Genomic DNA, 13,721 nt, shown 5'->3' on the forward strand with positions numbered 1-13,721 from the left:
CGCCGAAGACCGCCGCGGCCAACGCACCGGCCAAGAAGAAATAGTAGGCACCCGGGGCACGGATCCGTGCCCTCTCTGCTGCACCCTTCCTGACGGTTCCCTCGCGCGTCGACACGCACCCGTGAATCAAGCCATACCCCGGAGGCTTGCATGCACGCGACACGTGCGGCGCGGCCTCCCCGAAGGAAGATCCGATCATGTCTCAACTCAATGAATTGTCCGCCGATACAACGATGGCGAACGATATGCGCGCCGCTAACGTGACACGCCACGGCGACCAGTCCACCTCACTGAACTCATCGACATCGCAGGAAGTGCTTCTGTGAACGCGATCCTTCGATATGTCGCGAAACATCGCTCGCTATCGCCGCTATGGACCGACAGCGCGCCGGTGCGCGAAGAGCTGTTCGGAGTTGAACGGCTCGAGCAACACGCGGAGAGCCTCGCTGCCGCGCAACCGGTAACGAAGACACCACCTACCGTTTTATCGCTGCACACGAGACTGAACGACAATGCCGCCGTCCTGCTCGCGGCCTATCGCGCAAGCGCCGAAGAACTGGAGAGCGGCCGGGGCGTGGTGCCCGCCGCGGAATGGCTGCTCGACAACTATCACCTCGTCGAAGAGCAGATCCGCGAGATTCGAGACGACTTGCCGCCCGGCTACTACCGTCAGTTGCCCAAGCTCGCCGCTGGCCCCTTCGCCGGCTATCCACGCGTATTTGGTCTCGCGTGGGCGTTCGTTGCGCACACCGACAGTCACTTCGACCCGCAGATCCTGAGGCGTTTCATCAGCGCGTATCAGCGGGTTCAGCCACTGACGATCGGCGAATTGTGGGCCGTGGCGATTACGTTGCGCATCGTGCTGATCGAAAACCTGCGACGCCTGACTGACCAGATCACCGTTGGCCGCAGTGCCCGCGCCGACGCCGATGCACTCACTGAGCGTCTGCTCGAATCAGGCAGCGCCCGCTCGGCGCTCGAAGCGGACATCTCCACGCGTTCATCGGGCCTGTTGTCGGAGCTGTTCGCCGCACAACTCGTAAAACGGCTGCGTGACCAGGATCCGCGCACCACGCCGGCACTTGGCTGGCTGGAAGAGCGGCTCAAGCTTCAGGGTGCCTCCGTCGATGACGTCGTGCAACACGCGCAGCAGCGGCAGGGCGCGTCGAACGTCACCGTGCGCAATGTGATCACCAGCATGCGGCTGATTTCCGACATCGACTGGACGGAACTGTTCGAGAGCGTGAGTCTGGTCGACGCCCGGTTGCGCGCGGACAGCAGCTTTGCCACGATGGATTTTCCGACGCGCAATCTGTATCGCAGCGCGATCGAGCAACTGGCGCGCGGCTCGTCCTTCACCGAACTCGAGGTGGCCGGGCTGGCGCTGGAATCGGCGCAGGCGGCCATGCTGGAGACAGGCGACGTCGCGCATGCGGAACGTGCCGGTGACCCCGGCTATCACCTGATCGCCGAAGGGCGCCGCGCACTGGAGCAGGCGATCGAATTCCGTCCGCCGCCGCGCCTGCGGATCATGCGGTTCAACGTCGGCCTTGGCATTGGTGGCTACGTCGGCATGATTCTGACGCTCGCCGCGACGTTGCTGGCGCTCGCGTTGTGGGCACTGTGGACCCTGGCGCCGCGCGGTCTTGAAGTCGAGGTACTCACGCTCTTTGCCGTATGCGCATTTCTGCCTGTCACCGAGATCGCGACCGCGCTCATCAATCGCACCGTGACATGGAGTTTCGGCGCAATCACGTTGCCGGGTCTCGAACTGACTGCGGGCGTGCCGTCGTCGCTGCGTACACTGGTTGCCGTGCCGACGCTCCTGACGAGCGAAGCCGATCTGCGCGAGCAGGTCGAACGTCTGGAGGTGCATCACCTCGCGGGAGCCGGGGGCGACCTGTCGTTCGCGTTGCTGGTGGACGGACTCGATGCGGATCAGGAAGTGCTGGCGGGCGACGCGCATCTGCTCGCCGTGGCCGCCGATGCCATCGAGGCGCTGAACCGCCGTTACGAGCCAGGCCCGAGCGGCAGCCGCTTTCTGCTGCTGCACCGCCGCCGCGTGTTCAACGCGAGCGAGAACAAATGGATGGGCTGGGAACGCAAGCGCGGCAAGCTGCACGAACTCAACCGCCTGCTGCGCGGTGCGACGGATACGACCTTCATGCCGATTGCCGGCCGTGCACCGCAGGTGCCGTCCGACGTGCGCTACGTCATCACACTCGACGCCGATACGCGTCTGCCACGAGACGCCGCGCTGCGGCTGATCGGCAAGATGGCGCATCCGCTGAACCGACCGACATTCAGCGATGCCGAACAACGCGTCGTCAACGGCTACGCGATTCTGCAGCCGCGTGTCACACCGTCGCTGCCCGTCGGCCAGGAAGGGTCGCTGCATCAGCGGGTCTTCTCCGGCCCCGGCGGGATGGACCCATACGCGGCGGCCGTGTCCGATGTCTATCAGGACCTGTTCGGCGAAGGGTCGTATACCGGCAAGGGCATCTACGACGTCGACGCATTTGAAGCGGCGTTGCATGGACGCGTGCCTGAAAACGCGCTGCTCAGTCACGATCTGTTCGAAGGAATTTTTGCGCGTGCCGGGCTGGCGTCGGATGTGGAGGTGGTCGAGGAAGTGCCGTCGCGTTACGACGTGATTGGCAAGCGGCAGCATCGCTGGACGCGTGGCGACTGGCAATTGCTGCCGTGGATCGTCGGCCATCGTGGCCGCGACCGGCACGCGATGCCGTCGATCGGCCGCTTCAAGATGCTCGACAATTTGCGCCGTTCGCTGCTCGCCCCCTTCATGGTCGCCGCGCTCGGCTTATGCTGGCTGATGCCGATTCGCGCCGGGATAGCAGGCGCGCTGCTGGTGCTAGGCGCGTTCGCGATTCCCGCTTTTCTGCCGACGTTGTTCGCGATCCTGCCGCGCCGCAGCGGCGTCCATTTGCGCAATCATCTGGACGTGCTGGCCGCCGACGTGCGGCTCGCCGCCCTGCAGACATTTCTGTCGGCCGCGTTCCTCACTGACCAGGCGTGGCGCATGGGCGATGCAATCGTCCGGACGCTGATACGGTTGTTCGTGACGCATCGCCGGCTGCTCGAATGGACGACCGCTGCGCAGTCGAAGGGCAGCCCGCGTCTCGATCTGCGCGGCTCTTATCGGCAGATGACAGGCGGCGTCGCGCTCGGCCTCGTGCTGCCGGCTGGTGCGATCGCGTATGCACCGGCTCACTGGCCGATCGTGCTGCCGTGCGCGCTGTTATGGCTCGCGGCGCCAGCGCTCGCGCTATGGTCGAGCCGTTCGCCAACCGTCGCAGGGCGTTTCGCGATGGCGGACCCGGACGCGCGCAGCCTTCGCCTGATTGCGCGGCGCACGTGGCGTTTCTTCGAGACCTTCGTTACACCGGCAGAAAACATGCTGCCGCCCGACAACTTCCAGGAAGATCCGAAGCCGGTCGTCGCGCATCGCACCTCGCCGACCAACCTTGGGCTCTATCTGCTGTCGGCGATTGCCGCACGCGATTTTGGCTGGGCGGGGACGACGGAAACGGTCGAACGGCTCGAAGCGACTTTCGCTTCGATGCGCAAGCTCACGCGTTTCAAGGGCCATTTCTATAACTGGTACGGGACGCTCGATCTCCAGGTGCTGGCGCCGGCGTATGTGTCCTCGGTCGATAGCGGCAATCTGGCCGGTCATCTGATTGCACTCGCCAACGCGTGCGAAGAGTGGCCGCATGAATTGCTCGCACCGGCTGCGCGGCCCGGAATGGTGGACAATCTGCAACTCGCGCGCGAAGCCATCGACACGCTGCCCGCAGCGGGCGGTGAGCGCGGCAAGCAGCTCATTGCGATCCTCGAAGAGATCAGCACGCAGTTGCACGGCCCGCAGACGCTCGACGCGCTGTCGCCGTCGCTTACGCGGCTGACGGAAAAGGCTGCGAAGGCAACGCGTGAACTCGCGCCCGCCGCCGGCGACGACAGTTCCGCCGACCTGATGTTCTGGATCGACGCGTTGAGCAAAAGTGTGGCCGAACATGCGCGCGACCGGCAACAACTCGCCGAAGCGCCGGATCTTCTGCAGGCACGCTTGCAGTCGCTCGCCGATACGTCGCGAGCGATGGCGCTCGAGATGGACTTCGCGTTCCTGCTCGATCCGGAACGCAAACTGTTATCGATCGGCTATTCGCAATCCGACAACAGCCTCGACCTGAACTGCTACGACCTGCTGGCGTCCGAAGCGCGCCTCGCGAGTCTGTTCGCCATCGCGAAAGGTGACGTGACGACGCGCCACTGGTTCCGTCTGGGCCGCGCCGCGACGCCGGTTGGCAATGGCTCGGCGCTGATCTCGTGGTCGGGGTCGATGTTCGAATACCTGATGCCCTCGCTGGTCATGCGCGCGCCGGTCGGCAGCCTGCTCGAGCAGACGAGCCGGCTGGTGGTGGAACGGCAAGCCGCGTATGGGCATTCGCTTGGCATTCCCTGGGGCATTTCGGAATCGGCGTACAACGCGCGTGATATCGAATTCACGTACCAGTATTCGAATTTCGGCGTGCCCGGTCTCGGCCTCAAGCGCGGGCTGTCAGAGAATCGCGTGATCGCGCCGTATGCAACGGGACTTGCCGCGATGGTCGACCCGCAAGCCGCCCGGGAGAACTACGCACAACTCGCCGCGTTGGGGGCGCTGGGTCGTTACGGTTTCTACGAAGCACTCGATTTCACCCGCTCGCGGCTGCCAGACAACGAGGATGTGGCGATCGTGCGCAATTTCATGGCGCATCACCAGGGCATGACGATCGTGTCGATCGCGAACACGTTACTCGACGCGCAGATGCGTGCACGTTTTCATCGCGAACCCATGATCCAGGCGAGCGAACTGTTGCTGCAGGAGCGCATGCCGCGCAATGTCGCCGTTGCGCATCCGCGTGCCGAAGAGGTGAATACGTCAGCAGCCGTCGCCGGCGTCGTGCCGCCGACCGTGCGGCGCCTCGCAGCGTCGGCTGTGGCCGGCGCCGCGCCGGTGACACACCTGCTGTCGAATGGACGCTACGCGGTCATGCTGACTGCGACCGGCGGCGGTTACAGCCGTTGGCGCGACCTGGCCGTGACGCGCTGGCGTGAAGATGCAACCCGCGACGACTGGGGCTCCTTCATCTTTCTGCGCGATACGCAGAGCGGTCACGTGTGGTCGGCAGCCGAACAGCCGTCTGGCAGCGAAGCCGAGTACGAAGAGGTGGTGTTCGGCGAGGACCATGCGGAATTCATCCGCCGCGACGGCTCGTTGACCACGACGATGGACGTGCTGGTTTCCGGTGAAGCAGACGGCGAAGTGCGTCGCGTATCGTTGGCGAACAGCGGACGCCGCGCGCGCGAGATTGAACTGACTTCTTACGCCGAAATCGTGCTCGCGACGCCCGCCGCCGACAACGCGCATCCGGCTTTCTCGCGGATGTTTGTCCAGACCGAACACCTCGCGGAATTCGGCGCACTGGTGGCCACGCGCCGTCCGCGTTCGCACGACGAAAAACAGGTGTGGGCTGCGCATTTCGCGGTTGTCGACGGCGAGATCGTCGCCGATCCGCAATACGAATCCGATCGCGCGCGCTTTCTGGAGCGTGGGCGCAACGCCGGCACGGCGGCGGCGATCTTCGGCGATCTGCCGTTGACCAACACCACCGGGACCGTCCTCGATCCGGTCTTTGCGCTCAGGTATCGCGTGCTGGTGCCGCCGGGCAAGGTTGCACGCGTGACGTTCTGGACCGTGGTGGCCGAATCGCGAGCACTGCTGCTCGATCTGGTCGACAAACACCATGACCGCAATGCGTTCGACCGCGCCAAAACACTCGCCTGGACGCAGGCCCAGGTGCAACTGCGCCATCTCGATGTCGAAGCCGAAGAGGCGGCGGATTTTCAGCGCCTTGCCGCGCCCGTCATCTACGCCGATGCGCGTTTCAGGGCGCCGTCGGACACGATCGTTCGCGGGGCCGGCGCGCAGTCTGGACTCTGGCCGCACGCGATTTCCGGTGACCTGCCGATCGTGCTGCTGCGCATCGACGACGTCGAAGATATTGCGCAAGTCCGGCAGTTATTGAGGGCGCACGAGTACTGGCGGATGAAGCGGCTGGGCGTCGATCTCGTCATCATCAACGAGCGGGCTTCGTCGTATATCCAGGAATTGCAGGGTGCGATCGAAACAGCCGTGCGCAGCAGCCAGGCGCGACCGCGGTTCGGCGAAGAACTCGCGCAAGGAGCGGTCTTTACACTGCGCGCCGATTTGATGAGTCAGGAGGCGCGGGCGCTGTTGCAATCGGTCGCGCGTGTCGCGTTGATTGCGCGCCGTGGTTCAATCGCCGACCAGCTCGCCCGGTTGCCGCAGTCGCAGGGCCAGCCGTCGGCGCTGCGCCGGCAGAAACCGCCGGCGTCGTCGCCGTGGTCCGCGGCGCCTCGTCTGCCGCGCGCGCTTTCTTCGGTTCCGTCGAGACTCGAGTTTTTCAACGGTCTGGGCGGTTTTGATAAAAACGGCCAGGAATACGTGACCGTTCTCGCGGCGGATGCGATGACGCCTGCGCCGTGGATCAACGTGATCGCGAACCCCGGCTTCGGCTTTCAGGTCGCGGCAGAAGGCAGCGGCTACACGTGGGCCGAAAACAGCCGCGAGAATCAACTCACGCCGTGGTCGAACGATCCGGTGGAAGATCCAGCCGGCGAAGCGATCTATGTGCGCGACGAAGTCAGCGGTGATGTGTGGGGCGCCACCGCGCTGCCGATCCGCGATGGCGGGACGTATATCGCGCGTCACGGGTATGGCTACAGCCGCTTCGAACACGAGGCGAATGGCATCGCGCTCGATTTGCTGCAATACGTGCCGCTCGCCGACCCGCTGAAGATCTCCCGGCTGACGTTGCGCAATCTGTCCGGTGTGCCGCGCCGCCTGTCCGTGACGACGTGGATGGAATGGGTGCTCGGCACATCGCGTGGCGCATCGGGACCCTTCATCGTGACGGAAATCGATGCAGTGACCGGCGCAATGCTGGCGCGCAATCCGTGGAGCATGGGGTTCGCGGGACGCGTGGCGTTCGCCGACCTCGGCGGGCGGCAGACCGCGTGGACGGCGGATCGCACCGAATTTCTCGGCCGCAACGGGCGAACCGCGGCTCCCGCCGCGCTGACCGGCAACGCGCCGCTGTCTGGCGCAACCGGCGCGGGCCTCGATCCATGCGCGGCATTGCAGCGCGTGATTGAGCTGGGCGTGGACGAGATCGTCGAAGTGGTGTGGTTCGCCGGGCAGTGCGTTGGCGTCGAAGAGGCACGGGCCTTGATCGGGCGCTATCGCCAGGCCAATCTCGACAGTATCCTCGCCGAAGTGACGGGGCACTGGCAGAACGTGCTCGGCGCCGTCCAGGTGAAGACCCCCGACCGCGCGATGGACCTGATGCTAAACGGCTGGCTGTTGTATCAGACGCTCGCATGCCGTACCTGGGCGCGTTCGGCCTTTTATCAGGCGAGTGGTGCATACGGGTTTCGTGACCAGTTGCAGGACGGCATGGCACTGACCCATACGCAGCCGGGCGAGACACGGCGGCATGTGCTGCGCGCCGCGGCGCGGCAGTTCGTCGAAGGCGATTTCCAGCATTGGTGGTTGCCCCAGTCGGGGCAGGGCGTGCGTACGCTGATTTCCGATGACCGCGTGTGGCTCGCGTTCGCGACGGCGACGTACATCAACTGCACGGGCGACGTCGCGATTCTCGACGAGATCGTGCCGTTCCTCGATGGGCCGCCACTGCGGCCCGACGAGCACGATGCGTTTTTCCAGCCGATGATCGCGGATGAATCGGCGTCGCTGTTCGAACATTGCGCGCGCGGCCTGGATCAATGCATAGAACTGACCGGCGAGCATGGCTTGCCTCTGATCGGCACGGGCGACTGGAACGATGGGATGAATCGCGTCGGCGCGGGCGGCAAGGGAGAAAGCGTGTGGCTCGGCTGGCTGCTATTGCGGACTATCGCGTTGTTCGCCCCCCTGGCTGAATCGCGCGACGTGGCTTCGGTTGGGCGCGCTGTGCGCTGGCACGCTCATGCGGCGTCGGTGCGCGAGGCGTTGGAGCGCGACGCGTGGGACGGCGAATGGTATCGCCGCGCGACGTTTGACGACGGCACGTGGCTTGGTTCGAAAGACAGTGACGAGTGTCAGATCGACTCGATTGCGCAGTCGTGGGCCGTGCTGTCAGGCGCAGCAGATCCGGCACGCGCGGCGCTGGCGATGACATCGCTGGAAAAGCACCTTATCCGACGCGACGACGGGCTTGCTTTGCTGTTCACACCGCCGTTCGATAAAACGTCGCACGATCCCGGCTATATCAAGGGCTATCCGCCGGGGCTGCGCGAAAACGGCGGGCAGTATAGCCACGCGGCAATGTGGGCGATTCTCGCGTTCGCAAAAATGGGCGACGGCAACAAGGCCGCCGCGCTGTTCTCACTGCTCAATCCGATCAATCACGCGCGCACACCGATGGAAGTCGACCGCTACAAGGTCGAGCCCTACGTCGTTGCCGCTGATGTCTATTCCGTGGTGCCGCATGTCGGACGCGGTGGCTGGACCTGGTATACGGGATCCGCTGGATGGATGTACCGGGCGGGCGTCGAAGGAATTCTCGGGATTTGTCGGGAAGGCGATTTTCTGGTGATCGATCCGTGTATTCCAGACACGTGGCCCGGGTTCGAAGCAACCGTGACGATGCATTCGACGCGGTATGAGATCCGCGTTGAATCCGCTGGCGAGCGCGGTGCGATGCGTGCGGTGCTCGACGGCACGCGTGTCGAATGTGGCGATGGACGACTATGCGTGCCGCTTGATGGGGGGGCGCACACGCTCGTGATTTCGCTTTACTCCGGCGTGCGTGAAGACGTGGACTCGGGCGCGCAGGTCGTATAGCGCATCCTTCAAATGGTGGCGCTTCGAGGCGTGCTAGCGGAAGGACGGCAGGCGGCGATGGAGTAGAATTCCTGCCAGGAAACATCATGCGCTAGTTGATTGACCATTAAAGCCCTGTTTTTTACAGGGCTTTATATTTTGTTTTGAGCACCATTTTTGGAATTTCCCCATGGAAATTAAAGTCAACTTTCTCGATAAGTTACGCCTTGAAGCCAAGTTCGATGACTTCACGGTAGTGGCCGACCAGCCTATCCGTTATAAGGGCGATGGCTCGGCGCCTGGCCCCTTCGATTATTTCCTGGCCTCATCGGCTTTGTGTGCAGCTTACTTTGTGAAGTTGTACTGCGTAACTCGCAATATTCCTACCGAAAATATTCGCCTGTCGCAGAATAATATTGTTGATCCGGAAAACCGGTACCAGCAGATCTTCAAGATTCAGGTTGAGTTGCCGGCGGACATCTCCGACAAAGACCGCCAGGGCATTTTGCGTTCCATCGACCGTTGTACGGTCAAAAAAGTGGTGCAAGCCGGACCGGAGTTTGTAATTGAAGAGGTAGAGAACCTGGATGCCGATGCTCAGTCCTTGCTGGCGTTGAAGCCGGCTTCTGACGCCAGCACCTATATCGCGGGCAAGGATCTGCCGTTGGAGCAAACCATCGCCAATATGTCGGGCATTTTGGCGGGTTTGGGCATGAAGATTGAAATCGCTTCGTGGCGCAATATCGTTCCCAATGTCTGGTCGCTGCATGTCCGCGACGCTCACTCGCCGATGTGTTTTACCAATGGCAAGGGAGCGACCAAAGAAAGCGCGTTGGCATCAGCGTTGGGAGAGTTTATCGAACGCCTGAATTGCAACCATTTCTATGGCGGTGCGTTTTGGGGCGAAGACATCGCCAATGCGGAATTTGTCCATTACCCGAACGAGCGCTGGTTCAAGCCCGGCCGTAAGGATGCGCTGCCGGCTGAGATTCTGGATGGGTACTGCCTGGAGATTTACAACCCCGATGGCGAGTTGCGCGGCTCGCATCTGATCGACACCAACTCCGGCAATGTGCAGCGCGGTATCTGTTCGCTGCCGTTCGTGCGGCAGTCGGACGGCGAAGTGGTGTATTTCCCGTCCAACCTGATCGAAAACCTGTTCGTCAGCAATGGCATGAGTGCTGGTAATACGCTGGCCGAAGCGCAGGTGCAATGTCTGTCCGAAATTTTCGAACGGGCGGTAAAGCGCGAAATTCTGGAAGGTGAAATCGCTTTACCTGATGTGCCGCACGACGTGCTGGCGAAATATCCTGGCATTCTGGCCGGGATAAAGGGATTGGAAGAGCAGGGCTTTCCGGTGCTGGTGAAGGATGCGTCGCTGGGTGGAACCTACCCGGTGATGTGCGTCACACTGATGAACCCGCGGACAGGCGGTGTCTTCGCTTCGTTCGGCGCGCATCCAAGCTTCGAGGTGGCGCTGGAACGGAGTCTGACGGAATTGCTGCAGGGGCGTAGTTTTGAAGGCTTGAACGATTTACCTCAGCCCACCTTTGTCAGTAACGCCGTGACTGAACCCAATAACTTCGTTGAGCACTTCATTGATTCCAGCGGTGTCGTGTCGTGGCGCTTTTTCAGCGCCAAAGCGAATTTCGAGTTTGTTGAGTGGGATTTTTCCGGCCAGGGTGAAAACTCCAATGCCGAGGAAGCCGCAACCTTGTTCGGCATTCTCAAAGACATGGGCAAAGAAGCTTACATGGCGGTGTATGACCAGCTGGGTGCCGTAGCTTGCCGGATTCTGGTGCCCGATTATTCGGAAGTTTACCCGGTAGAGGATTTGATCTGGGATAACACCAACAAGGCACTGTTGTTCCGTGCCGATATTTTGAACTTGCATCGTCTGGACGATGCCGGCCTGGCAGCACTGCTTGAACGGTTGGAGAACAGTGAGCTGGACGAGCACTCCGATATTGCCACTTTGATCGGCATCGAATTTGACGAGAATACGGACTGGGGGCAGCTCACAGTTCTCGAGTTGAAGCTGCTGATTCATCTCGCCTTGCAGCAATTTGAGGAGGCGCAAGAGTTGACGGGAGCTTTCCTGCAGTACAACGACAACACGGTTGAGCGCGGATTGTTTTACCAGGCTTTGAATGTGGTGCTGGAGGTGCTGCTCGATGACGACCTGGAACTGGACGACTACGCGGTCAACTTCCGTCGGATGTTTGGCAACGCCCGGATGGACGCGGTCATGGGGGCAGTGGACGGCAGCGTGCGCTTCTTTGGGCTCACTCCAACGAGTATGAAACTGGAGGGTCTCGATAGGCACCACCGCCTGATCGACAGCTACACAAAACTGCATAAGGCGCGGGCCAATGCGGCGGCGATAGCCAGTTAGGGTGACGAGTCATGGCTGGATGCGATGATGCCGTCGCGCTACAGGAGCCGCGGGGTGCCCGTCCAGACCACGGTGGTTTCCACGGTCCCGCGGTTCGCCCAGTGATGTACCTGATTCGACCGGTAGTAGGCTGCGTCGCCCGCGTGCAGGACGAGGGTTTCGTTCTCCAGCGAAAGCGTGAACTCGCCAGCGGTCACGAACAGGGATTCTTCGAGCGCATCGGTTGTGACGGCCGGTTGTTGCGATCCCGCCGGCATCCGCACGAGGATGCTCTGTAGCTGACCGTGCGGCAGGGCCGCCGTCAGGTGCGCAAACGAACAGCCCGAGCCGGCAAGTCCGAAGAACTGCCGCAGTTGCGAACGGGATACGGAGGCGTCGGCGGTGTCGACGAAGTATTGCATCGGCAGGTTCAGCGCATGGGCGATTTTCGCGAGCGACCTGACCGACGGCGTCGCCAGATCCCGTTCGACCTGTGACAGGAACGAGGTCGAAACACCCGCGGCTGTCGCGATCTGCTCCAGCGTATGGTTGATGACACGTCGGCGTGTGCGAATCCGGGTGCCGAGGCCGGGCGTCAGCGACGCGGGGGAGAGCAGTGCATTCATACGGGCGGCGATGTGTGGATGGCTTAGGGGTACCGCCCGGGCCATGCCGGGTGGCGCGATGCGCGATAGCGCCGCATCAGTTCACGTGACGCCAGACCGACAAGGGGACATCACCGTTGGGTCGTGCGGGAACGGTATAGCTCAGCGTGCCGTCTTTCAGTTCGTACCTGCGTACCTGGTCGGTGCCTTCCCAGTTCGGGTACGACGCCTTGTGGATATGGAAGGTCAACGCCTTGCGAAGCGGATCGGCACTGAGCATGCCGAAATGCGTGCTGAGGCCGAGCACAGTCGCCCGGTATTCGTCCGGCGTCGCAGTTTCCCTGTCACCGGACGCGAACGGCCTCCGTTCGCTGTTGAAGATCTGCAGGGAATAATGTCCCTGACCGTCGATGAAGAGCATGCCTTTCGGCGCCGGACCGTAGTCGTGGGTGCGCGTCCCGTCTTTATGCTGTACGTCGGCGCTCACCAGGGTCCAGGTGCCGACGAGGGGCGATTCGATGGCATCCATCTCTGCGCGGGCCGGTCCCGTTGCGATCGCCAGCAACGCGAAGGCGGCAGCGCAACCGATCCTGGAAAATGCCTGGCTGTTCATGATCAGGAATCCTTCTAAATAATATGGGGATTACGTCACTGCATGACGAATCCATAGAGATCGCGATTATTAGGGGCCGAAGTGGATCCGGATGGAATCACGCCATCCGCGCTCAGAAAATTACGCCAGTCCGATAAACAATAAAATACAATTATTCCGTTCACACATATCGGAATAACTGAACGATGGGTCATACCAATCTGGACATGGACGTTCTGCGGACCGTCGTCATCGCCCATCGGCTCGGTAGCTTCAACAAGGCCGCGGAACACATCGGGCGATCGCAATCGGCGGTCAGCCAGCAGATTCACAAGCTGGAGGAGCAGGTGGGGGTGCCGCTGTTCGTCAAGCAGGGACGCGGGCTGGTGTTGACTGAAGCCGGCGATGTCATGCTGGCGTACGCGCAGCGCATGCTCGATCTGAATGACGAGGTGGTGGCGGCGATCCGCGGGCGGGCCGTGGCCGGCCGCGTACGCTTCGGCCTGCCGCCGGATTTTGCGGAAACCTGGCTGCCGGCGGCGCTGGGACGTTTCAAGCGGGCACATCCATCGGTCCTGATCGACGTCGTGGTAGACGCCAACCGACGGCTCCTTGAGCGTCTCGACAACGAGGACCTGGACCTGGTTCTTGCGTTCGGAAGCGATAACCGCAAGGACGCGGAAGTCGTTGCCGCGTTGCCGTTTGTCTGGATCGGTCCTGCCGCGCCGACACCGATCTGGGGGCCGGGCGAGCCGGTTCCGCTCGTCGCGTTTGAGGCGCCCTGTTTTTTCCGCAAACGTGCACTCGACACGCTGGACCAGGCCGGAATTGCATGGCGCATCGCATTCACCAGCCCGAGTCTCCATGGTTTATGGGCGGCCATCGAAGCGGGTCTCGGCGTTACGGTGCGCACGCCGTTGGGATTGCCGGATCGGCTACGCGTATGGCGTGATGTCGGTGGTTTGCCAACAATTTTGAGTGGACCCCTCCGGGCCTGTCTGCATACACGACACCGGACGATGGAGCCGGCGTTGGCCCAGTTCAAAGCGGTCGTGCTGGAGACAATGCGTGATCAACTTGGCGACGCGCTGGCGGCCTGACGCACCGAGCCTGCCACGGGCCCGGGCGCAGGGCCCATCGCAGCCCGCCGCGCCAGCCTTTCGGTGCGGCCTCCGCGCTCTTTTTGGCCGGGTCGAGGGCGAGCATGGCGCGGGACAACAGTTCGCCGTTGCGGTGCCTCGT

6 protein-coding genes are annotated in these 13,721 nt (G+C 62.5%); 4 read left to right on the forward strand and 2 right to left on the reverse strand.

Annotated elements, in window-relative coordinates; all coding sequences use genetic code 11:
• The first annotated feature begins 197 nt into the window (after nucleotides 1-197).
• The 3 genes from PQQ52_RS13180 (at nucleotide 198) to PQQ52_RS13190 (ending at nucleotide 11,303) form a co-directional block, all read left to right on the forward strand.
• On the forward strand, nucleotides 198-326 hold the full coding sequence (locus PQQ52_RS13180; RefSeq protein ID WP_408211466.1) for a hypothetical protein: 129 nt from the start codon (nucleotides 198-200) through the stop codon (nucleotides 324-326).
• Nucleotides 323-8,929 (forward strand): GH36-type glycosyl hydrolase domain-containing protein, encoded by an 8,607-nt coding sequence (locus PQQ52_RS13185; protein ID WP_408211469.1) that lies wholly within the window; start codon nucleotides 323-325, stop codon nucleotides 8,927-8,929. Before PQQ52_RS13180 ends, PQQ52_RS13185 begins: the two co-directional genes overlap by 4 nt.
• Before the next feature lie 169 nt (nucleotides 8,930-9,098).
• Nucleotides 9,099-11,303 carry an OsmC domain/YcaO domain-containing protein gene (locus PQQ52_RS13190; RefSeq protein ID WP_408211472.1) on the forward strand — a complete coding sequence of 735 codons (2,205 nt, stop codon included), beginning with the start codon at nucleotides 9,099-9,101 and terminating at the stop codon, nucleotides 11,301-11,303.
• Nucleotides 11,304-11,341: 38 nt separating this feature from the next.
• Here PQQ52_RS13190 and PQQ52_RS13195 read toward each other — a convergent pair whose 3' ends face one another.
• Nucleotides 11,342-11,908, reverse strand: a complete 567-nt coding sequence (locus PQQ52_RS13195) for a helix-turn-helix domain-containing protein (RefSeq protein WP_408211475.1) — start codon at nucleotides 11,906-11,908, stop codon at nucleotides 11,342-11,344.
• A 76-nt stretch (nucleotides 11,909-11,984) separates the two neighbouring features.
• Nucleotides 11,985-12,500: a lipocalin-like domain-containing protein gene (locus tag PQQ52_RS13200; RefSeq protein ID WP_408211478.1), complete on the reverse strand. Its 516-nt coding sequence runs from the start codon at nucleotides 12,498-12,500 to the stop codon at nucleotides 11,985-11,987.
• Nucleotides 12,501-12,685: 185 nt separating this feature from the next.
• Between PQQ52_RS13200 and PQQ52_RS13205 the strand changes: the two genes are divergently transcribed.
• Entirely contained in the window at nucleotides 12,686-13,579 is an 894-nt protein-coding gene (locus tag PQQ52_RS13205; RefSeq protein ID WP_408211481.1) for a LysR substrate-binding domain-containing protein, read from the forward strand.
• Nucleotides 13,580-13,721: the final 142 nt, after the last annotated feature.

The organism is Paraburkholderia sediminicola (assembly GCF_046030555.1).
GTDB lineage: Bacteria > Pseudomonadota > Gammaproteobacteria > Burkholderiales > Burkholderiaceae > Paraburkholderia > Paraburkholderia sediminicola_E.

Coding starts and splice junctions, on each gene's coding strand:
- PQQ52_RS13180 (WP_408211466.1), top strand. CDS start 198: ATGTCTCAACTCAATGAATTGTCCGCCGATACAACGATGGCGAACGAT.
- PQQ52_RS13190 (WP_408211472.1), top strand. CDS start 9,099: ATGGAAATTAAAGTCAACTTTCTCGATAAGTTACGCCTTGAAGCCAAG.
- PQQ52_RS13195 (WP_408211475.1), bottom strand. CDS start 11,908: ATGAATGCACTGCTCTCCCCCGCGTCGCTGACGCCCGGCCTCGGCACC.
- PQQ52_RS13200 (WP_408211478.1), bottom strand. CDS start 12,500: ATGAACAGCCAGGCATTTTCCAGGATCGGTTGCGCTGCCGCCTTCGCG.
- PQQ52_RS13205 (WP_408211481.1), top strand. CDS start 12,686: ATGGGTCATACCAATCTGGACATGGACGTTCTGCGGACCGTCGTCATC.